Source organism: Roseiconus lacunae (assembly GCF_008312935.1).
Taxonomy (GTDB): domain Bacteria; phylum Planctomycetota; class Planctomycetia; order Pirellulales; family Pirellulaceae; genus Stieleria; species Stieleria lacunae.
Genome location: NZ_VSZO01000067.1, coordinates 1 through 22,493 on the forward strand (window position 1 = coordinate 1; position 22,493 = coordinate 22,493).

At 55.2% G+C, this 22,493-nt stretch carries 17 protein-coding genes; 8 read left to right on the forward strand and 9 right to left on the reverse strand.

Annotated elements, in window-relative coordinates; translation table 11 throughout:
* Window positions 1–214 precede the first annotated feature (214 nt).
* Window positions 215–1,096, reverse strand: a complete 882-nt coding sequence (locus tag FYC48_RS25310) for a dihydroorotate dehydrogenase electron transfer subunit (RefSeq protein WP_149499642.1) — start codon at window positions 1,094–1,096, stop codon at window positions 215–217.
* 292 nt (window positions 1,097–1,388) lie between these two features.
* Between FYC48_RS25310 and FYC48_RS25315 the strand changes: the two genes are divergently transcribed.
* The 5 genes from FYC48_RS25315 (at window position 1,389) to FYC48_RS25335 (ending at window position 7,496) form a co-directional block, all read left to right on the forward strand.
* Entirely contained in the window at window positions 1,389–3,512 is a 2,124-nt protein-coding gene (locus tag FYC48_RS25315; RefSeq protein WP_149499601.1) for an acetylxylan esterase, read from the forward strand.
* A gap of 243 nt (window positions 3,513–3,755) precedes the next feature.
* On the forward strand, window positions 3,756–4,289 hold the full coding sequence (ilvN, locus tag FYC48_RS25320) for an acetolactate synthase small subunit (RefSeq protein WP_149499602.1): 534 nt from the start codon (window positions 3,756–3,758) through the stop codon (window positions 4,287–4,289).
* A 71-nt stretch (window positions 4,290–4,360) separates the two neighbouring features.
* Window positions 4,361–5,365 carry a ketol-acid reductoisomerase gene (gene ilvC / locus FYC48_RS25325; protein ID WP_149499603.1) on the forward strand — a complete coding sequence of 335 codons (1,005 nt, stop codon included), beginning with the start codon at window positions 4,361–4,363 and terminating at the stop codon, window positions 5,363–5,365.
* Between the two features lie 528 nt (window positions 5,366–5,893).
* Complete coding sequence (locus tag FYC48_RS25330; protein WP_149499604.1) at window positions 5,894–6,511, forward strand: DUF4254 domain-containing protein; 618 nt, start codon at window positions 5,894–5,896, stop codon at window positions 6,509–6,511.
* A gap of 163 nt (window positions 6,512–6,674) precedes the next feature.
* Complete coding sequence (locus FYC48_RS25335) at window positions 6,675–7,496, forward strand: SDR family NAD(P)-dependent oxidoreductase (RefSeq protein WP_149499605.1); 822 nt, start codon at window positions 6,675–6,677, stop codon at window positions 7,494–7,496.
* 36 nt (window positions 7,497–7,532) lie between these two features.
* Here FYC48_RS25335 and FYC48_RS25340 read toward each other — a convergent pair whose 3' ends face one another.
* Window positions 7,533–8,153: an RNA polymerase sigma factor gene (locus FYC48_RS25340; RefSeq protein ID WP_149499606.1), complete on the reverse strand. Its 621-nt coding sequence runs from the start codon at window positions 8,151–8,153 to the stop codon at window positions 7,533–7,535.
* Window positions 8,154–8,704: 551 nt separating this feature from the next.
* Between FYC48_RS25340 and FYC48_RS25345 the strand changes: the two genes are divergently transcribed.
* Window positions 8,705–9,331, forward strand: coding sequence for a sigma-70 family RNA polymerase sigma factor (locus FYC48_RS25345; RefSeq protein WP_160149765.1), 627 nt, complete (start codon window positions 8,705–8,707; stop codon window positions 9,329–9,331).
* On the forward strand, window positions 9,300–12,032 hold the full coding sequence (locus FYC48_RS25350; RefSeq protein WP_149499608.1) for a serine/threonine-protein kinase: 2,733 nt from the start codon (window positions 9,300–9,302) through the stop codon (window positions 12,030–12,032). Before FYC48_RS25345 ends, FYC48_RS25350 begins: the two co-directional genes overlap by 32 nt.
* Window positions 12,033–12,106: 74 nt before the next feature.
* On the opposite strand, the gene FYC48_RS25355 is transcribed toward FYC48_RS25350, so the two are convergent.
* The 6 genes from FYC48_RS25355 to FYC48_RS25380 form a co-directional block, all read right to left on the reverse strand.
* Window positions 12,107–13,792 (reverse strand): M28 family peptidase, encoded by a 1,686-nt coding sequence (locus FYC48_RS25355; protein ID WP_149499609.1) that lies wholly within the window; start codon window positions 13,790–13,792, stop codon window positions 12,107–12,109.
* Between the two features lie 497 nt (window positions 13,793–14,289).
* Window positions 14,290–14,493: a hypothetical protein gene (locus tag FYC48_RS25360; RefSeq protein WP_149499610.1), complete on the reverse strand. Its 204-nt coding sequence runs from the start codon at window positions 14,491–14,493 to the stop codon at window positions 14,290–14,292.
* 126 nt (window positions 14,494–14,619) lie between these two features.
* Window positions 14,620–15,885, reverse strand: coding sequence for a DUF1559 domain-containing protein (locus tag FYC48_RS25365; protein ID WP_149499611.1), 1,266 nt, complete (start codon window positions 15,883–15,885; stop codon window positions 14,620–14,622).
* Between the two features lie 626 nt (window positions 15,886–16,511).
* On the reverse strand, window positions 16,512–17,501 hold the full coding sequence (locus FYC48_RS25370; protein WP_149499612.1) for a FliG C-terminal domain-containing protein: 990 nt from the start codon (window positions 17,499–17,501) through the stop codon (window positions 16,512–16,514).
* Window positions 17,502–17,599: 98 nt separating this feature from the next.
* Window positions 17,600–18,925, reverse strand: a complete 1,326-nt coding sequence (locus FYC48_RS25375; RefSeq protein WP_149499613.1) for a hypothetical protein — start codon at window positions 18,923–18,925, stop codon at window positions 17,600–17,602.
* A 137-nt stretch (window positions 18,926–19,062) separates the two neighbouring features.
* Window positions 19,063–19,485: a HAMP domain-containing histidine kinase gene (locus tag FYC48_RS25380; protein ID WP_149499614.1), complete on the reverse strand. Its 423-nt coding sequence runs from the start codon at window positions 19,483–19,485 to the stop codon at window positions 19,063–19,065.
* 302 nt (window positions 19,486–19,787) lie between these two features.
* On the opposite strand from FYC48_RS25380, the gene FYC48_RS25385 reads away from it, so the two are divergent.
* Window positions 19,788–21,197 carry a PDZ domain-containing protein gene (locus FYC48_RS25385; RefSeq protein WP_160149766.1) on the forward strand — a complete coding sequence of 470 codons (1,410 nt, stop codon included), beginning with the start codon at window positions 19,788–19,790 and terminating at the stop codon, window positions 21,195–21,197.
* Between the two features lie 223 nt (window positions 21,198–21,420).
* Here the strand turns inward: FYC48_RS25385 and FYC48_RS25390 are convergent, their stop codons facing one another.
* Window positions 21,421–22,374, reverse strand: a complete 954-nt coding sequence (locus FYC48_RS25390; RefSeq protein WP_149499616.1) for a hypothetical protein — start codon at window positions 22,372–22,374, stop codon at window positions 21,421–21,423.
* Between the last annotated feature and the right edge of the window lie 119 nt (window positions 22,375–22,493).

Genomic DNA, 22,493 nt, shown 5'->3' on the forward strand with positions numbered 1-22,493 from the left:
CGACGTTGCAGCCGCGGCTCCATCCGCGGAAGATTAATTCCATCCAGTGCAGTCTACGAAAAGCTAAAACTTGTGTAGATACCAATGCCCAGTGAGAGAGTCGGGCTTTCAGGCCCGGAGAGGGCACCCTCCCCGGCCGTTTGCTCGTCCGACCTTCCCGCGAGCGGGAAGGTGTTATCCAGATGCATAAACCCAAAGACTCATGTTTACCTGCTTACCAGACGATCTTTTCGGCATCGAAGATCGGACCTTCGACGCAGGTTCGTTTGTAATCCCACTCGCCGTCGTCTTGCTTGACTTTGGCGACGCAGGAAAAGCAGATCCCGATGCCGCACGCCATCGGGGTTTCCATCGAAACCTGGCAGTGGACATCGCGTCCTTCGAGGCGTAGCGCCGCGCAGACTTCCGCGACCTTCTCCATCATGATTTCAGGGCCGCAGGTCACAACGCGGACCCGCTCGCGGGCATCGGTTTCTTTCAAGCGTTCGGCGAGCACGTCGGGAACGAGTGCTCGCGTTCCGGCTGATCCGTCGTCGGTGCAGAGGTGGACGTCAAAGCCAGCCGATCGGAATTGATCGACTCCGGCGTGCAGCGATTGCCGCCGAGCACCGTAGATCACTTCGGCATGCTTGGCCCAACCGCTCTCCCGGTCGAAGCTCTGTTGGCCGAGCGCCTCGCGACCGAGAAGCAGCATTGGGGTTTGCCCGATGCCGCCGACCGCCATGATCAACCGGTCGCAGTTCTGGTTGGAAAAACCATTGCCCAGTGGCCCCCAAAGTGAAACACGCGTACCGACGGGGCTTTCGGCACAGGCCGTCGTGAAGCTGCCTTTCTTAAGGTAGATCAGATCGATGTAGGTCGGCGTGCCTTCCGAGTCCGCGATCACATCCCAGATCGCGAACGCTCGGCCGATCAGCGGTGCGTTGACATCGGCAAGGCGGATCATCATGAATTGGCCCGGCACGCAGCGTTGAGCGATCGACGGGCAGGCGACTCGCAAGCGATAGGTCGATTCCGCAATCGCTTCGTTCTCGACCAGTTCTGTTTGGTGTTGAACCAGTTGATTGGCGTAATAGTCGGCGTGCAGTGATGACATCGAAGCGGCTTGCCAAGGGCTAAAGGGAGCGGTCACGATCGGAATCTGCGCCGCAATCGACCGCACGCATCAAGGATGCCGGTCAACAAAAACGGGCGTGATTCCACACTACGGTAACGAAAAAGGGTTAAAACAGTGAAGCCCCAACCTGGGGAAGGTCGCGTCGGATGTGATTGTCGTCGCTTGAACGAGAGTAAGCTTCTACGACCTCGGTTTCGGTTTCCCGGCGTGTTCTCCCCTGCCCCGCCCTTCCCTCCCCTGCCCGATTCTCTAATCGAAAGAGTTGACTGTGATGAGAACGAGATGCCAAGTGTTCGCATTGGTGCTCTGCTGGCTCGTCGGTGCCGATACCGTGAGCGCTCAAGAAACCTCACCTGATTCGAAGACGCCGCCGCTGAAAACGCTGAACGATCATTTCCCCTTTGACGTTCCGGAAACGGTCGAATTGTGGCAGCAGCGTCGCGAGGATTTACGACGCCGCGTCTTGGTCGCCAACGGTCTTTGGCCGATGCCCGAGAAGACACCGTTGAAGCCTGTGATCCACGGCCGGATCGAACGTGATGGCTTTGTCGTCGATCGAGTCTACTTTCAGTCGCTTCCCGGGCACTATGTTTCCGGCATGCTCTTTCGCCCCGCCGAAGGCAACACGTTGGGAGTCATCGATGGAAAGCGTCCGGCGGTTCTTTCACCGCACGGCCACGGCGGTCGAACGATGAAGCTTAGTGATGACGCGTTAAAGAAACAGTTGGAAACCGGTGGTGAGATCTTCGAACAATCGGGGCGTTATCCTAAGTTGGCTCGCTGTGCTCATCTGGCGCGAATGGGTTGCGTCACGTTCATTTTCGACATGCTCGGTTATGCCGATTCACAACAGATCACTTATCAAACGGCGCATCGTCATGCCGACGCGCGACCCGAGGAATCGAATCGTGAGCAACCGATCTTCTTTAGCATCGACGCGGACTTGAACTTGCAGTCGATCATGGGGCTGCAGACGTGGAATGCCATCCGTTCGCTCGATTTTCTCGCTTCGCTTCCCGAAGTTGATGAGGAACGCTTGGGAGTGACCGGTGGCAGCGGCGGTGGGACTCAGACGATTCTCCTTTCGGCAATCGACCCACGTGTGAAGGTCGCATTTCCCAATGGGATGGTCAGTACGTCGATGCAAGGCGGGTGCTACTGCGAAAATTGTAACTACCTCCGGATCGGAACCGGGAACGTCGAACTTGCCGCCTTGTTCGCCCCCAAACCTCAAGGGATGACGGCGGCGGATGATTGGACCAAGGCGATGCTTGACGATGGCTTTCCGGAACTTAAACAGCTCTACACGATGTTGGGCAAGCCCGATCATGTGATCTGTGGTGACTTGTTAAAGTTCCCGCACAATTACAATCACGTCACCCGTGCGATCATGTATCCGTTTATGGCGAAGCATCTTGGGCTGCCAAGCAACGTTCCGCTGGAAGAACAGGACTATCAACCGTTCAGCGAAACGGAGATGGCGGTTTACAACGATCAGCATCCGGCCCCCGATGAAACCGGTGTCGACCATGAACGAAAGGTCTTGGCATGGTGGACGAACGAAAATCAGCGCGCGCTCGCTGATGCGGTTCCCGAATCGAGTACCGGCGAAAACGCCGACCAGTGGAAGCGATATCAAGATGTCATCGGTGGGGCTTGGCGAGTCATCTTTGATCGCGATTTGCCGGCGGGGAGTGAGGTCAATGTCGAACAGCTTTCCGAACGCGTCGAGCAAGGCGTACGTCGCCAACACATACGCGTCAGCCATCCCGAATGGAAGACGTCGGTTGAGGCGATTGTGTTTCGTGTCGCCGACGCTGATGCGAAGCCTCAATCGTTGGTCGTTAATCCGAGTCACGATGGCATGCAGGAAAAGTGGCTACTCGGCGACACGTTGACGGCCTTCAAAGAAAACTATCCGCGGTCTGCGTTGGTGATTCCTTTCTTGCAAGCTCCCGAGCGTGAAGGCGGCAACATGGTTCAGCCGTTGATCGATGACAAACGAAGCTACTCTGGATTTACCTTCGGCTACAACCGGCCGTTGGTTGTCAAGCGTTGTGATCAGTTGCTTTGTGTGTTGGCGATGGCACAAGGCGAAGTCGCCGCACCGCTGCGATTGGTCGGCCAGTTTCCGGCGTCGATCGCGGCCGGTGTAATCGCCGGCGACGCGGTTGACGAGCTGGTGCTGACCGATTCGGAGTACCGGTTTTCGACGGTCGAACGATACCAGGATGCGGACTTTGTGCCGGGGGCGGCGAAGTACTTCGACCTACCGGGCTTGATCGCTTTACGGGCACCGCATGGGCTGGCGTTTGAGGGGGGCGAGGTTCCCAATTTGGTCGAGCGAGTCTACGCCGCCGCGGGTGCAAGCGAACGGTTGACGCGGTCGGAATAGGGGTCCCGAAGGCGAAGAGAACGAGTTTGCTGGGCATTCGCCGGGATAAAAATCGGCAATTGGTTGACGAATTTGGACCGATATTGCCGGGAAACCGGCTGAAATACGGGGAATCGTGAACCAATTGGCCTTCGGGGCTGTCAGGCCTGCTCCGGTGCCCTTGCTGCTATCAGCGGCCAAAATTATCCTACCGGGCTCAAATTTTGGCTCTTTCCTTACCCCTTTACGGTGAAATCTGGTCTTATGTCCAGCCCCACACAGCGACACGTTCTGTCCGCGTTGGTCCAGAACGTTCCCGGTGTGCTTGCCCACATTTCTGGGATGCTTGCCTCGCGTGGATTTAACATCGACTCCTTGGCTGTCGGTGCAACCGAAGATGACGCTCTCTCGCGAATGACGTTTGTCGTCGTCGGCGATGACCGCGTCCTTGAACAAGTCCGCAAGCAGCTGGAGAAGATCGTCACTGTCGTACGTGTGATCGATGTCAGTAGCCGAGACTACGTCGAACGCGATTTGTTGCTGGTGAAAGTTCAGGCGGCGGCCGGACCGAAGCGTGCCGAGATCCGCGAATTGGTCGATATCTTCCGCGGCAAAATCGTTGATGTGGGGCCAGACGAGCTGATGATCGAAATCAGCGGTCGCGAAAACAAAGTTCAAGCGTTCGTCGAGCGTATTCGCCCCTACGGAATCACCGAATTGGTCCGTACTGGCCGCGTCGCGATGGTGCGTAGTGATTCCGAAGTCGCACTTTCTGAATCGACCAAGGCGACCGCCTAGTTCGGGCGATCGATCTGTCACCAAATACCAACACCTTCCTTTCCAATCCCGTTCACCCCGTTTTTTCATCCATGGCTGCAAAAGTTTATTACGACAACGATGCTGATCTGTCTCACCTAAAAGGCAAGACGGTTGCCATCTTGGGCTACGGTTCCCAGGGACATGCCCAAGCTCAAAACCTTCGTGACAGCGGCGTCAACGTCATCATCGGGCAGCGTCCCGGTTCGGCCAACTACGATTTGGCCGTCTCGCACGGCTTCAAGCCCTTGTCCATCGCGGACGCGACCAAGCAAGCCGACGTGATCAACATCCTGCTTCCCGATGAAGTCCAAGCGGATGTTTACAAGAACGACATTCAGCCGAACCTCGAGAACGGAAACGTTCTGATGTGTTCGCACGGGTTCAACATCCACTTCCAACAAATCGTTCCGCCGTCGGGAATCGATACCTTGTTGGTTGCCCCCAAGGGCCCCGGACACTTGGTCCGTAGCGAATATGAAAAGGGCGGTGGCGTTCCTTCGTTGATCGCTCTCGGCGAAGGTGCGAGCGAAGAAACCAAGCAAATCGGCTTGGCCTATGCGAAGGGGATCGGTGGTACTCGTGGTGGTGTGATCGAGACGTCGTTCAAAGAGGAAACTGAAACCGACTTGTTCGGCGAACAGGTTGTTCTGTGTGGTGGCGTCAGCGAGCTGGTTAAAGCTGGCTTCGAAACGTTGGTCGAAGCCGGGTACCAGCCCGAAATGGCGTACTTCGAGTGTATGCACGAACTGAAGTTGATCGTCGATTTGCTTTACCAAGGCGGCCTAAGCTACATGCGTTACAGCATTAGCAATACCGCCGAGTACGGTGATTACGTCACCGGGCCGCGTATCATCACCGACGAAACCAAGCAAGAAATGAAACGTGTGCTTGAAGAGATTCAAAACGGCACGTTCGCTCGTAACTGGATCTTGGAAAACCGTGGTGGCGCCGCGTTCTTCAAGGCAACCCGTCGTCGCGAACGCGACCACGGTGTCGAGCAAGTCGGTCGCGGCTTGCGAAAGATGATGTCCTGGATCGAAGAAAAAGAAGTCTAGGATTCGTCGCGTGACAGCTTTCACGTCGCTGCGACTGTGGCGACCCGAAACGAGCGACGTGGGCTCCTGCCGAAGCGAACCGTAAGGTGAAAGCGCTTGCGTTGGGGGTGTGTCGCGTCGGCCCCGTGTCGCGAAGCTTGGCAATCGACGTTGCCCGCGGCTTAAGTCATTTCACTCTCCCACTGGGAGAGTCGGGCCTTCAGGCCCGGAGAGGACGCCCTCTCCGGCCGTTTGCTCGGCCGACCTTCCCGCAAGCGAGAGGGTATTATCCAGAGGCTTCAACCCAATGACTCGTGGCCAACTGCTTAGCGCCGTCGGCCTAGTGGTCGGCGCACATCGGTTTGCGGACAATCGTTTCTGGTACGTTGTCATTTTTAATGTTTCGCAACGCGTTAGAATGAGACTCCGCAGGCAATCTTTCGTTTTCGTCAGTCATGACGTCGTCTTCGCAACGTGACTGATGGAACATCATTTGATCATAACGCCAAACGCCTGGGCGTTTCGGCAAAACGTAGCAAAGGAAGCACCATGTCAACTACCAGTGTCGCTCGGCAGCATTTACCCTCCGTTGCTGAAATCACCAAAACGCAGGTCGACACCGTCGAGGCATGGCATCAGGGGCCAATCGAGAATCAATACGATGGCTTTCTGGAACTCGTCTGCCGCCAACACGAGTTCAACTATCGTCTTTGGCACGAAGAAGACATCGCTCGTAGTCCGACGGCGGATGATGCGAAAATTGCAGAAGTCAAACGCGCGATCGACAAGCTCAACCAAGCCCGCAACGACATGATCGAAAAGCTCGATGATGCGATCACCGCGCTTTTGGAGCGTCTGCATATCCGGCCTGCGGATGACGCCCCGGTGAATACCGAAACGGCCGGCAGTGCGATCGATCGCCTTTCGATCATGTCATTGCGTCTTTATCATTACCGTGAACAACTCGATCGTGCCGACGCCGATGCCGATCATCGTAATAAGGTCGCGGCCCGAATTGACCTCTGCCAACAGCAGCACGCAGACCTGTCGAAGTCACTGCAAGAGTTGCTTGACGACATTTTCGACGCAAAAAAACGTCACAAGACCTATCGTCAAATGAAAATGTACAACGACCCTTCGTTGAACCCAGAGATTTACAACGCTTAGAACGCGTCAGAAAATCGGTTCAGGCTACCGATGCGTAGACACGGTTTAAGCCGACAGCGGTTGTGCATCCGTTTCCGTTCTTGCTTTTCGGTAGCGGAACCCACCTAACGAACGCAGTTTCGAACTCTTGGTGCTCGGTCCACTGCTTTGCCGGAGAAAGACAATGCCCCGTCCTGCCGCTCGTGTTCGATACGACAATACTGACCGCGTCGTCATTGTCACCGGGGGCAGCAGCGGGATCGGGCAAGCGATCGCCGAAGCTTTTGTCGAATCGTCGGCGCAGGTCATTTGTGCGGACGTCAATCCACCGCCGGAGGTTCTTGCAGATCGTGTGACCTACGTCAGGTGCGATACCTCAAGGGAAGAAGAGTGTCGCGACGCCATTGAATTGGCAGTGCAGCGGTTCGGCGGTGTGGATGTGTTGGTCAACAATGCGGCGATCCAACCGGTCGAATCGTACCGGCCGATTGACGAGCTTCCGATGGACGTTTGGCATCGGATGGTGGCGGTCAACCTGACCGGTTATACGTTGATGGCGAAGTACGCGATCGCTCAAATGCGACGGCAAGGAAGTGGTGTCATCGTCAACTTATCGAGCGGGCAAGCTCATCGAACGGCTCGCGAGGTTGGCGTCTATGGCCCGATTAAATCGGCGAACATCATGCAGGCCAGGCAATGGGCGATTGAGTACGCACGTGAAGGCATTCGTGTGGTGTCTGTTTCGCCAGGGGCGATCGACACTCCATTGGTAAGGGCATCCTTAGAGGCTCAAGGAGGCGCGGGGCCGCTCGCCAATCGGCATCCGATCGGGCGAATTGGTAAGCCCGAAGAAGTGTCCGCGGCGGTCCTCTGGCTTAGCAGCGACGATGCTTCGTTCATCACCGGGACCGATCTCGAAGTCGATGGTGGATTGGGGGCGTTCGGTGCCTTTGCCGATCCCTATCCAATGAGTTCATCAGAGGGTGACCGATCCGGTGCAAACTGAACGCCGTTTGCCTTTGAGGCGATTCCTTTTCCGTGATTACAGGCAGTGTTCTTCCAAGCCTCCGGGCAGTAACTCTCTCAGACGCGACCTGGCTCGTGCGAGTAAAGACTTGATCGCCGGCGGCGATGTGTCGAGTCTTCTGGCAACTTCGGAATACGACATGCCTTGGTAGTAAACCATTTCGATCGCTTCACGCTGACGCGGAATCAGCCGCTCGATCGCACTTCGCAGGGTCGCATCCAGTTCGGCGCGATCGAGCCCTTCGGTGGGCTGACCGCCGGAATCATCGCGTGAATGATCGAGGCTCTCAAGGTTCGCGTCGATGCCGGATGATTCCACCGAGACTGCTTTCCGGCGGGCACGGTTGCGGCGGATATTGAGTGAGTAATTCTTGGTGATTAGCGACAGCCAGGTACAGAATTTTGCGGTGGGAACGTAGTTGTCTCGCGATTGAAACACTCGCAGGAACACTTCTTGGCTGACGTCTTCGTCCGGTTCTTGCGACCCGAAGACATTTCGCACCACGGCGGTAACCAGGGGGGAGTACAAATCCATTAAACCGTCGAGGGCGTCAAGTTCGCCTTGTTGCAACTGAAGCATCAGTTGGACGCCTTGATCGTCAAGGTAATGGTCGAATGAAGTGGCGGGGGCGATCATTTGGAACGTTGGGAGAGAAGGCAGGCTGTCAGGGCGATAGGCATGCGACGAACCTAGTCGGAAACGGTGAATCGGATTCGCTAGGATCGGCCAAAGGCATAAAGCCCAGCGAAAGATAAGAAGCACCCGTTCTCAAATAGGTCGTTAAGCGAAAAATGTTTGCCCTAAATCAATCAACGCAGCGGTAGCGGAGATTCAACAGCATTTCCGAAAATTCTTTTCCCCCAGAGAAAGCTTTCACCGATTCCCCCAGAATTCAGTTTTTCTCGTTTAATTTCGACCTGTTTTCCGTTCTGTGCTATAGCTGGAAATCGCCAGATCAGACGGACGCTAGCGATTGAACATTGGGGGCAGTTTTCGTAATTGCGAATCTGTGTTCTCAATGGTTGGTTTGTTGCGAAACGTTGTTCGCGTTTGCGTCGGTTTGTGCGGTTCCACCCGCGAAACTTCTTTAGACTAAAAGACTGCAACGCACAGCTTGTCATGATCGGAATCAGGACAGGCTAGCGTGGCTTTTTTTCTAATGATGTCTCGCGTGATTGATTGAAATGATGGTTGATGATTCTGAACAACACGATATCCGTTCCCGGCTGCAAACCGGTGGGCAAGATGTGTTTGCAGAATTGTTTTCGTCGCACCGTGGACGTTTGAAAAAGCTGTTGTTGCATCACGTGGACGCACGCCTTCGTACCCGCACCGATCTATCCGATATCCTTCAAGAAGCGTACATGGATGCGTTTCGCAGGATCGAGCATTTCTTGCGAAAGCCCGATTTGTCGTTTTACGTTTGGTTGCGGCAGATCACGTTACAGCGGTTGATCGACAATCATCGGGCACACTTGCTGGCCGAAAAACGCAGTCTGAAGACCGAGGTTTCGTTATCGCAGTCGGCTTACAGTTCGCAAACTTCGCGTGCCTGGGCCCTGCAGTTGATCGAGGCCCAGTTGTCGCCGAGCCAAGTGGTGATGCACGACGAAATGGTTGGGCGAGTTGAGCGTGCTTTGGAATCGATGGACGATACCGATCGCGAAGTATTGATGCTGCGGCACTTCGAAGAATTAAAAAACAACGAAGTCGCCGAGGTCTTGAGTCTTAGCCCTGCCGCGGCAAGCAACCGCTACGTTCGCGCCTTAAAGCGACTTCGCGATGTCGTTTTATCTCGTTCCGAAACGCAGTGACTGGACCGAAGACGTGGTGAAATCTACCGAGCAACGTGAGCCCGTCGAAGTCCTGTGTGAACAGTTTCTCGATCAATGGCGATCGGGTTCCGGGATGACGATCGAAGAGTTCGCTTCGAAGCACGAAGATGCGAAGGATGACATCCTGACGCTGTTTCCCATGATGTTGGCGATGGAAAGCGTCAAAGAAAATCGTGTGCATGAATCGACTCATCGGCCCGTCCAACTCAAGGTCGATCGACTTGAACAAATCGGTGACTATCGCATCATCCGTGAAATCGGACGCGGCGGGATGGCGATCGTTTTCGAAGCGGAACAACAATCGCTTCATCGCCGCGTCGCACTGAAGGTCTTTCCGGCACAAGCGTTCGAAGATACCGATCACTTAGTGCGCTTCGAACGCGAAGCCAAGATGGTCGCAGGGCTGTACCATCACAATATTGTGCCTGTCTACGGAACCGGGGTTCAGGACGGGTTGCATTACTTCGTGATGCAACTGATCGAAGGCCAGACGCTTGATCAATTTACTTTGGGAATCAAGCGGAAGAAAAACGAATCCGATTTCGCCCCCACCACCGAAGTGCTTTCCGAGTACATCGATCCAGTGTCGATGCAGCGCGGGCGATCGTATTGGCATCGCGTCGCTGAAATTGGTCAGCAGGTCGCCGAGGCGCTCGACTATGCTCATCAACGCGGGATCCTGCATCGAGACATTAAGCCATCGAATCTGATGCTTGACTCGGATTGGCGTGTCTGGGTGACCGACTTCGGGTTGGCATCGGAAGTCGCCCATGACCCCATCAGTCGTACCGGTGATATCGTTGGTACCCTGCCCTACATGGCACCCGAGCGTTTGACCGGCATCGCCGACGTTCGATCCGATCTGTATAGCTTAGGATTGACGCTGTATGAGCTATTGACGCTGGAGACCGCCATCGGTGGTTTTAGCCGAAGCGAAATTCGGCGTCGGGTCTTGGACGGCAACGTGTTACCTCCACGCTCGATTTGCAAGGACATTCCCGCCGATCTGGAAACGATCATTTTAAAGGCGGTCGCCCGAGAACCGCACGCCCGCTATCCGACCGCGCGGGCGTTGGCCGACGACTTAGATAACTTTCGCAAGGATCGTCCGATTCGCGCACGTCGGGTGGGGCCGGTCGGCAGGCTACGTCGGTGGAGTCGCCGTAATCCGTCCGTCGCGATGATGAGTTTCGCACTGCTGTTCTGTATCCTGGTGTCGATGACAATGGTCACCGTCCAATGGCGGCGGGCGGTCAACGAAGGCACGCGGGCCGAAGCCAACCTGCGATTGGCACTGTATTCGATGGATCGGCTATTGGAGCGTTTCGAAGCCGATTGGATGGAGCATCCCAGTATGCTCGATTCGGATCAAGAAACCGGGCCCGCCGAAATGCGTTTTGTTGTTAGCGATCGAAGTGCCGCCGTGCTTCAGGAAGCGTTGTCATTTTATGAGCAGTTTGCCGAAAACAACGAAGGCGACCCGTATCTCAAACGTGATACCGCAAGGGCCTACAAACGCGTCGGTGGAATCTATGAGCGACTCGGTCATCTTGAAGACGCAGAGATTGCCTACCGCAACGAACTCAAAACGCTACAGCAGATGGAGGATGATCCGGACAACGAGAAATTGATGCGTTTAAGTGAGTCTTACAATCGCTTGGCGATGGTCTTGAATGCGGAGTACAAACACAAGGAATCACGTCAGCAGTTGTTCGGGGTGATCACGCTCTTGACCAGTCACGGCATCGAAACAAATTCATCGCCCAAACTGCGTTACCTTTTGGCGGTCAGCAACAACAATCTTGGAAAAGTGATGTGGTGGCTGCATTCGTTTCGGGATAGCAACAATCGTCATCGCACTGCGATCGGATTGCTGGAGCAACTCGTCGACGAGTACCCTTCCGAATCGATCTATCGGCATTCCTTAGCGAAGGCGTATCGGGATCATCGTTTCTCGTCGTTTCGGCATGACCGGTCCTCGTCCCGACAATTGGAAACCGCCGCGATTTGTTTGCTCGAGGAACTGGTCGCAGACTATCCCGACGTCCCGGACTATCGTTGCGAGTTAAGTGAGTTGTTGGAGACGTGCTCGAAGTTCGGGAGCGCTTCGCAAACAGAAAAGGAAGATCAAGCCAAACGTGCATTGGATTTATCGGAAGATCTAGTTGCGGAGTTTCCTGCGATCCCTCGCTATCAGGCATCGCTCGCTCGCGCGCTCTCGACTTGTGCTTCACATTTAGAAGAGACCTCGCTCGACAAGGCGATTCGACATCACCGCCGATCGGTTTCGATTTATTCGCGTTTGTGCAAACAGTTCCCCGGCGTGAACGATTACTTGACGTTCACCGCGCATGCAATGGGAGACTATGCCCAATGCCAGCTGGAATTTGGCGAGCTTGATGAGGCGAGTCTTTCACTTCAAGCCGCAACCTCGCGACAAGAAAAGTATCTCGAAAAACGCCCGAATTCCACTTTCGGCCGACGATGGCTCGAAGGGCATTACTGGCTGTTGGCTAAGGTCGAAGCCGATCGAGGACAAGCGGAGTCGGCAGAGCTATATCGTGCCAAGGCAAGTGAGATCAAGAAATCCTATCCAGATTTTAGGTCTCGAAGAAGTCGCGACCGCGACGACGAACAAGAAATTGACGACCAACGAAACGACAGCGATCTACAAAGTTGATTGCGGATTCGGATTCGCCAAATCAATCCCCGTTGCTTTCGATGGCTTGAGCGCTTTCGATGGTTTGAGCGGGGCTATTTCGCGACCACAGTGGGGTGATGCCACGTGGCCGCCATTTGGATCGACAGTAACGCAGCGAGTATCGCGTAGACCGGTTGGTTCCAAGGTCCAATCGCTTGGACGAGTAACACAAGCAGTGGACCGACGAGAGTCGCAGTCGTTAGCCATCCGCCCCATGCCCCGATCGAGGGTCGACCGGTGAAAGTGCGGCCGAGGCTTGCGACAAATGCGGGGAGCACAAGGAGGTAAGCTCCGGCGGGAACTAAGACCGCTGCCATCAAGGCGAGCAATGATGACATCATCCAGACGGAGTCGCAGAGCTCATGGCTGTTATCGCAAGGCATTAACTTAGGAATCATCCGCTCAAGAATTAGAATCGACGTCGCGACGGCAAGGCCGATCGTTAGCAAGCCCGCGAATAAATCGACCGGCGTATAACGGAGTTGATGATACGGCGTCAGCTTGAGAGTAACATTGGCGATAATTCCAAGAATGGCACAGGCAATGATCGGAAGCATGCCGGTTCCAACAAATCGAAACATCGCCTGGAACGGAATCTTGTAACCTTGTTTTAAGATTGGCAACCAAGTTAGTGCGAACGCAAAGATGGCGAGCGAAATCTGCGATGTCGCGTCTAGCGTGATAACTTTTAAACCGAATAGGTCGAAGAAGATTGCGTTTCTTGGAGTCAATGTCGTTTGCCGCCGCAACGCATCGATTTGCTCTTTCGTTAAACGATCGATGGCTTGGTGCACGGACGCGACGTGGTCACCCATGTGCTGCAGTGTTCGATCGCTGAGGTTTTCTGGAATGTCGTGAGGGGTGTGGTAGTGATGGGCGCCGCCGATGGTTGCAAAGTTAAATCCTGGCCAACCAAACTTTTGGCTGAACACATCGAAATCTGTCGCATTGGGAAGTGTTCGGTAGACCATCACGGCTAATGACGTGGTGATTTTGGGTTTGGCCAAGTCATCGATGATGGCGGTAACCCACGCAGCGTTGTTGTCATGCGTTTCAAACATCGGGATACCACCCGTCGTTCCGCGGGCATCAAAATTCAGGACAAATGCAGGGTCTTCGATTGGGAGAGCTTGGTGATCGTATAACGCGTGGGCTCCGAGTAAGCCGAACTCTTCTCCATCTGTGAAAAGGAAATGCGTCGTGCGTCTTGGAGGATTTTGTCCCAAGATGCCCGCGTATTCGACCAGTGCTACGACGGCGGAACTCGCGTCGCCTGCCCCGGGACCCCAAGGACAGGAGTCATGGTGCGTGACCAACAAGATCGGCCGCAGGTGGGGGATGGTTCCGGGAATTGTCACCAACAAATTTTTGAGGATCGTATTTTCCGGTAGAAGCCCGAGACGATCGTTGGGGTGCCAATCTTGATGTTCAAGATCAAACGGGATTTCGATTCGCCGTACGGTGGCTTCTGCTTGGAAGCGGACCGCCGACTTGAGTGTCACTTCGAGACGACGCAAGTAAGCATCGCCTTCGACGGTACCGGCAGAGTGTTGAAGGGCCGGTCGACCGAGCAGCAAATGAAGCGACTGACGCATGCGGGCCGCCGATGGCACATCGGGTGGCGCATCAATACCACGAGGTGATGGCCCGTGATAGATCCAGCCACCAATTGCGATCGCTAACGTAAAAACAGCGACAGAAATGAGTTGACGATAACCCCGCCGCATCGGATTGCCCACGTCGGTGACTCTACGATTGATCTACATGGGTTGCCAACGACGCCTTCGGGGAGGGTGAAGTGCCATCGTACGGCCCACCAACGTACCAACGCGTGTGACTCCGTGAAACCTGTACGGCGTTCCGATCTAGATTTTCGGATCAGCCGCCGGGGCAGTACCGAAAGCTTGAAGCCAATGTGTTCTTCGGAAGCAAGATCGGACGTAAAAGCAAGATGCTCGGCTGATCATCTTGTCGACCGGCGTTAGCCACCATTATTGCGGCACACCCGTGGCTGACACCCATCAAGAAACCCCCGCAGTGAAGAGTCACGGAACTGCGCGAAGGTCTTCAGCCGAAGCAATTAGGAACGTTTCGGAGAAGGTCAAGGTCGAGCCGTCTTGTGAGTCGGCGGCGTTAGCCACGGGCCCCAGCATGGGCATGGGGCGTGCAACTAGATTCGGTGGCTAACGCGTTCAGGTCAATGTGATCTGAAAAGTCTCGCGGCTCTTGCCTTCCGCTATGCGGCCGGCGTTGGCGGAGCCGCCTTGATTCGACCCGCTTGCGGAAGAGGCGAACCAGGAGGCAGTCCATTTTCTTTCGCTTCGAGAGCTTTCTGATAGAAGTCGGCGTCAGGTGTGACGAGGGTGTTCTTCGCATCGGAGCAACCGACGGCGACAACGATCGTTGAGAACAGAAACGCGAGTGAGATCAATTTTTTCATTTTGTATTTCAAAGTGTTAGAGAACGAGATGTGACAGAGCTTGCACCCAAGCGATGAATGATGCTTGATTCACGTTCGCAGCGTTTCTGCAAACGTTTACGGTTCATCCAAAGGATCTGAGGGCGATTAGAATTCAGATTCCAATACTTCTTTCTGAGCACGGGTTCCCAGTGCACCCCACAGGCCGTACGGGCTTGGCGATCCGGGAGCCAATGGGCCAGTCAACACATACTGATCGTTGTGATACCCAGGGCTGTTCGAGTACTGGTCACCCGCTTCGATTGAATCGGTGATGAAGCGAACGGCACCGTCGCCCATCACGACATGGCATCCACCGGGGTGTTGGCTACTCGGTGGCATGTTGCCGGGTTGAAGCTTGCTCCACCATCCGTTGCAGGTGGGGCTATTAGGCGGTGCTTGGGTCAGCATGCCGGTATCGACCGAGCCCATATGAGCCCAGGTGCAACCACGTCCCCAGTTCGCAGCAAACCAAGCACTGCCACCCATCAAGTTTGGTGGTTCGATTCCACCATCGGTGCCGTCCGACCAAAATCCGGGACGTTCGGGACTGACATAGGCGTCACAACCGCGGGGGTTGTCGTAGGCCGTTGGGATGTCATAGGCGGTTTGTCCACGGACGTCTCGGTCGAATAGCGAGGTGATGTGTTCGCCAAACGCGATGGTATTTGAAAGCCCATCGATCACGTCACGGAAACGCGTTTGCACACGGATTTTGAAAAAACCACGACCGGTCGCGTTACTTTGTCGCGCGAAGTTATCAGCTGGGACAAAACCATCGGTCATGTTGCCATAGAGGGCCAACCAGTTTGATGAGTCACCCAGTGATGCGGAGTAGTTACAACGTCCCATCGCTGGAAGTCCCTGGCCGGGATCGCTCGGGCAGCGGAGTGTCGGAATCTGCGTCATCCAAGGGCGATAGTGGTACCCGATCGCGGTTTCTTCCGGGGCGGGGCCCATTGCCGGCCAGGCGGGATTTCGCGGCGTGTTCGTGTCCGGAATTTGATACGTCGATTCGTTACTAATCTCGTCCCAGAGGGCTTGTTGCTCGATGTACGGAGTCATGCTGACAAAGCAACTGAGCATCATCAGCGAAGTTCGACTTGACGACCAAGTTTGCATTCCGGCTGTGGGGTCAGCCGCCCCCGTACCGTGTTTGGGGATGACGTTGAACGCAGAGTGGTAGTTGTGCATCGCGAGCCCGAGTTGCTTCATATTGTTGCTGCAACTCATTCTGCGAGCGGCCTCGCGTGCTGCCTGCACGGCGGGCAATAGCAGACCAACAAGGACCCCGATGATGGCTATCACGACCAGTAGTTCAACAAGCGTAAAACCACGTTTACGCGTTCCATAAATTTCTTTCTGGATAGGCATTACTTCGTTTCGAATGTGCTAGAAGAATCAAGAAGGGCGCGAGCAGACTGATTGCGATCAATCAGTCATCGCGTTCGACTGACCCGCTACGCAACACGCAGACCAATTCAGAAAACGCATCCTTTGATTTCAAAGCTTTGGATTAAGTATGAAGTCGCTATGGAAATTAGATTTCCATCGCAAACTTTAAGAGCGGGTTTGGATTCCGCTCAAAATCCAAGAGAATCTCCGATCAGGTTCAAGGATCAATCACGAGGCCCGTCGAGGGGGATATTGCCCCTTGCTTATGAGAGTTGCACCTCAAGGCGAAGCGAGGTCGGTTTTGCCTGTTATCTATGCAAGTTTTGCGTTCGCACAACACGATTCTCTCATTCGAAAACCTGTGTCCGGATGAGGGAAAGTCAAGAACGAGGGCACGTGTCAATGGTGAAGATTCTTCCGGCCTTCGGGGGCGAACGAAACCAAGGAGAAGGTGTCGGCTTTGCCGGTGGGATGAGCGACGGATGGGCGCCGACCTCATCGTCATAGCAGTTTGATTGACCGACTCAATCAACACCGAAGACAGCGGCATCAGTGGTGGGGGCATCGCCGGGAGGGCGGTGTTGATTCGTTAAAGAGGGCTCGAATTAAGCAGCGACCGAGAGAGGATCCGACTGTTGTTCAATCGCGATTTCGGCGAGAACGCGTTTTGCCGCATCAATGTCCGAGAGCTGTAGGGGGCCCATCCGACGCATGTCGCTTCGCACTTTCTTCGCCTTGCGTCGCGGCAGTAACCCGAGCACTTCTTCCGCCTTTTCATTCGGAAGTCCGCAGAGCACGAGGAATGCTTGGCGTGTCGTCACTTTCGCCAACGCTCGGCAAAGCTCGTCCGCCGACAACGATTGGAGAAACTGATCAATCTGGCGAATGATCTCTTCGCCGGAGACGCATGAACTGGGGGGGCGGATCGAGTCACCACGACGTATGGTGGGGGGATTGGCGGTCGTCTTTCGATTGTGGTGACTTGATTGGCCGGGGCGTGCCGGCCGATCATTTGGCGGTCGTCCGAAAAGTCCCGAGGCGGGCATCACCCCGACGGCTTGGGACTGATAAAAATCAGAAAAGCGAAACGAGCTGACTTCGTAAATCGGATCATCGGAGTTCGCTGCCTGAGCTTCTGAATTGGAACTCGCAGTTCCGTTCGACGCCGAAGAGGTATTCGATGGACCAGCTGAGGCGGCGATCGAACCGGCGCCGGCGGAGTCGGAGTTTCGTGGCGTCGTCGAGGTTGAGTCCTCATTTGCCGTCGCCGAAGTATCCGAAGGGAGGTAGTTTCCGGTTCGACGCTTCCTTGAGACACGTGCCCGACCGATTTGGATTTCGTCTTGGATTTCTGATTCAACGCTTTCTGCGTCATGCGTGCCGGCTTGCAATTCCTCACGCAGTAACTTCATCACGCGATATTGCTCAAGAGGGTCGACGTCGTCGAGCGTGTCCAGTTGAGCATGGATGGCTTGTTTGTCGTCTTGGCCGAGTTGCCCGACCAAGACGCGGTGAGTCCGTGCCGGTAGCGAACGCAGCAATATCGCAATTTGTCGCGTGGCGTGGGAGCGTTCGTGGGCGTCAATGTCGGGCATGGAGTTGCTCCATCAACTCGTTGTGTCAGATCGACTGTCTACCTAGGATCACACCACGGCAGCGGACGCGACGTGAACGTGAGGTCGTCTGGTTGAGATCAAGCGGCTTCGGCGACCCAGCGATGTACAATCTGGGCCGCTAACTCTGGGTTGGCTTCTATCAACTCGGTCAGGTCATCGCGAATGGAAGTCTCGTCAGATTGTTGAGGTGTCTTTCCGTTCGCGACCTTCGGTGAATCTCGATGGTAGTGACTCGGGTTGGCGAACGCCGGAGACGTCGGGTCGGTTTCTCGCATCCGTAGTCGCAGAGCTGCCGTCGAGCAAATAAGGGTGACCGCGAGCAGCGACAGCACCGAAACCGTTAGCGGGATGTTGTTCGCCGCAAATTCGCGAATGTCAGCTAGCGAGATGACTTTCGTCGTCCCGGTCGCGTACTGGCCTTCCGGAATCGCGTCAGGAAAACTGCAAAGATGGATTGACGCGTGCGTGGTTGGCGAAGCGAGCAGCGGGGGCAGGTTGTCTTTGACGTTCACCAACACCCGTTGACGAGCCTGGACAAGTTGGTGATCGGTCGGCCAGGGAACGAGGGCAGCGTGATGGTGTTGCGATCGATAGTCTCGCGCCCACTGTAAATGAAACTGAGACTCTGGGATCGCGATCGATACATGAGGCTGCGGAGCCCCTTCGCTGGATTTATTGGGAAGATGCATCACCGCGATACGAACGTCGCCGAATCCGGAAAGCATCTCTGCCAATTGATGTTCCAATTCGTATTCCACGTGCCGCTGGGCGCGTTTCTGTTCGTCGATCTTTCCGTTGTACGACTCCATCGCCGTCGTATCGGTTACCGTCACCTGTTCGACAGACATTCCCGCGTATGCTCCCGCAACGTATTGGCGGATCATGTCGATTCGGTTGGGCGACAGCGGTTTTTCGTTACTGGGAATGATCACCACACTTGCCGACTGGATCGTTTCTTGGTCAATCCCGCCAAGTCGTTGTTGGTCGTAATCGACGCTCGCCCAGGCGATGTCGGGAAAAGCACAGAGTTTGGTGCCAAGTTCGCGAGCTTTAAGTGATTGCAGCTTGCTTTGACGTTGTGACTCGGAAGCGAAGATCTCGAAGCCGGTAAACGATTCTTCGGGCGAGTCGGCGAGGTCGACCGGCAAGGCTCGGGATTGCTGAGCGATCGACAAGAATTGGTGACGCTGCTCCGGTCGAACCCAAAACCTTCCGTCGCGATGTTCATAGCCATCCAATCCGGCAGCGCTGAATTCCAAGTCAAGCTCGTCGATTTGGCTATGACTGAATCGGCGATCACCGAGTAACGGTTGAAGATCGTTGGATGATTGCCGAGTCGGCACCAACAGCATTCCAATCAGGATCAAGGTGACACAGGCACCCCAAATCGCGATCTTGGACATCGGAAGCTGAGCGAGTTGGAAACCGGACACGGATAGCTACAAGAATCGGAGTGCGTTCGGACGTGTCGACAGCAATCAGGCACGTCAACAGAAATGGAGTGCGAAGCCGCCTGACGGGACAGGGCCGGACCGGTTGATCAAGCCGCGCGACGGGCTTCGTTGGCTTGGGCCGGGAAGCAGATCGTCACCGCGATCCCGCCTTGGGGACAGTTCATCCACTTCAGTTCGGCGCCGACAGCCGCAGCGGCTATCGGAATCGAGCGTTCACGTTCGTCAGTTTCGATTCCACTGTCCGCGATTTCTAGTTCAATCCCACTAGCGGTCTTGCACGCAGTGATCATCAAGTCGCCACCATCGGGCATCGCATTGAGTGCTTGACGGCTGAGTGTGGTGATCAAGTCCGCGGCACGAGTGTTGTCGCATGGAACCGGAAGCTCGACATCAATATCGACTTCCAAGCAGACTGGGGCGGCGTGCTCGATCAACAACGGCGCCGTTACCGATTCGACGAGGACAAGTAGATTGCGACACTGGTTTGGCTGGATCCATCCGCTGGCCATGCTAGGCTCCGATATCACTTGGTGAGTGGTTTCAAGTGCTCACCGGGCGTTTTTCTAAAAAATCAAATCTTTGATTCAAGTTCACCCGATCTCCTAGCAACGGCATAGCGGTTGTCGCCTGCCGGCAGCAAGCCCGATCACGCTGTCACCATCGCTTTAAGGCAATTTTTCGTCGTTCACGCCAAGCAATTCGATCGAGCGATCGGCAATCTTCCCCGGCTTAACTCTGTTCCGCCCCCAAGCTCCGGCTTATGATGAAATCGATCGATCGTCATTTCACCGGTTCAAAACGATTCTCATTCATGAAACGTTCTCTGCTAATCTTCACTGCTATTGGCGTTTTGACAGCATCTTCTGTGGCTTCTCCCGAGCGTGCCGCAGCACAGGGGCTGATTCAGCGATTGCGCGACCGAATAAATGTTCAATTGCAAAATCAGACTCGTCCACCGGCGCCAGGAACGCAGGCGGATCCGACCGATCGGCAGAGGACGCCGGGCGCAGGACCGCAAAACGCGAATCCCAGTTCACTGCCGCTATCACCTCTGCGAGCCAATCCCTCGGCACGCTACCGGAACTCACCATCGGGAGCCGATCCGACCGACCGTTCTGGAGGGACGCCCGCGGCGGGACTGCCCGGTGATCCAGGCGAATACGGATCATCGGTATTGACTCCGCTGGAAACGCGACGTGACGATGCGGCGTCAATTGGGATCTCCGGTGCCGACGGGAATCTCGGTCGCTACGCAGGTGTCCAAGTCACTGATTTTTTGCCGCATTCGCTGGCCGATGAGGCCGGGCTGCGTCGAGGTGACTTCATTTTCATGATCAACGGCACTGCGACGCCGCGAATCGCGATTTTGGCGAACGAGATTCGTCGCTATCAACCCGGCGATCGCGTCACGTTGCGCGTCGCTCAATCCGGTGTCGTTAAGGATGTCCAAGTCCCTTTGGTGACGAAAACGCCTGTCGCTACCGCTTCGACGCCCAGTGAGACGTTGGTCCCACAAGCGGGAGAGTCGCTTAAGCCAGCAACCGAAGTCTTACCGCCGGCAAATAGGATCACATCGGGTATCCAACGAGCTTCGGCGACCAGCGAGCCCAGCTACCTGCCCTTAATCGGAGCGAATGTCGTTGCCTCGACCGGTCAGCGTGGCGTTGTGGTCAAATCCTTGACTACCGGCAATGCTGCCGGTGGTCTTGCGGTCGGCGACCGTATCATCAGCGTCAATGGCAAGATGGTCTCCCGGCCGATGGAGCTCGCCTCGCAGTTGTCGGCGACCCAGCCGAATAGCACTCCGTCGGGCAGCGAGCAGTCGGTGATCGAACTTGGGGTCATTCGAAAGGACGATCTTGTCCAATTAACGATCGATCCCAACGCACAAGCTGACGCGGCCGAGCAAGGGAAACCTGCGGCCTCTGGTTCGTTACTCGGCGGTTTTGGCGCGATGTTGGGGGCGTTCGGTGGGCAGCAGGCATCCGGCGAAAAGGAAGCCGAGGTTGACGAAGGAACTGATGCCGCATTGCCGCCTCCCAAGCAACCGGAGGTCGATGTATTGGCGTTGGAGATGGAGTTGCCCGAGCCTACGAAAGCCGAAACCAAGCCAAGTCACGAGGACAAAGATGACACTCAAAAGTCTGAAATCAAATCCGAGATCGAGCGATTGAATGAACGCCTGCGCGAGTTGGAAGCCAAGCTAAACTCCGATAGGTAAGTTGTAACCAACGCCCGACTGGTCAGCGCAAGATCAGCATTTCTTATTGGGTGGGCTAGTGCTTCGTCCCATTCGAAAATACAGGTTCGAGTCATCAGCCGACGGGTGATAGCCCCGGTTATTGCGCCGAAATCGTGGCGAACGCCATGTGGCTAATCCTAAAATCAAATTGGACCGAAGCATCAGGTTGTGGCGTCAATTATATTTCGCGTTCACGCCAAGCCTACGCCGCCGCACGACCGTTTTGCCGCAGCCTTAATTCTTCGCTTTGAAGCACGTTCCGGTGCGAGTTGCCTTCGAGGGCCGCTTCGATCCGTCGGTCAACACTTCGTCGCATCGCTTTGTGGTACCCCACCGAAGCGGCAAAGAGGGTCACGAGGTTCATGAAGCTTCGCTGCTGCACTAGCGGATGCGGGTCAAATACCAAATGGCTATCACTACCAAAGGAAAAGAGTTTCCCGTCGATCTCCCCAATGCCCTGGCCGTCGGCTTCGACTTCGAAATCTGCGCCGATTGAAAACCAGTGACGACGCATCACGATATTCCACATTTGATCGTCGCTGTGGTAACAGAAGCTGAAGATCGAAGGGATCCGAAACGTGCGGTGGTTCTGTTGAACGTAGGTGACGTATTCGGACCGAGCGAGCATCACGGCCATTGTCAGCAGAGTCTTCCCCGTACCGATCGAGTTATGAACTTCGGTTGCGGTGATCTCTTCGATTGTTCCGCACCAACGGGTGCTTTCGCCGGTGGTGCGAAATAGTTTTAGGACGAGTCTTCGGGCTTGGATGTCACCCGACTGCATCTCCATGATGTCATCGTCGGCGAGTTCGTTTTCGAGCCGCTGTTTTTGCTTGTCGTTTAAACGTCCGCTGCGTTTGATCGAGCGTTTGACTTCGTTGCGACGCTTATCCTTCATCGCTTCGAGACAACTGTGCATTTCTTCGTCGTCCGGCTTCCAAATGTCGGTGCGCAAACCGACCAGATGCGTTTTCTCCCAATCACCGGTTTCCTGGTCGAGTGTATTGACGGTCCCAACACAATCCATGTTTTTGGTGAAATGGTTTGTATCGGCGGTCTTCAACCGCTGGAGCAATTCGACGTTGCTGGCATGGACACCGGGCAGAGCCCACATGTCGACAAAGCGTTCGCAACCGCGGAGTTCTTTTCCGGCCATAGAAGTCAAATGGCGATGAAGTGTATTGGATTAAGAGCGTTCAAAACGCTACAAGTGCTTTGCTTCAACCACATAACCGCACGTTAGGGCGTTGCGGCTGATCTAGGCACAACTCAACA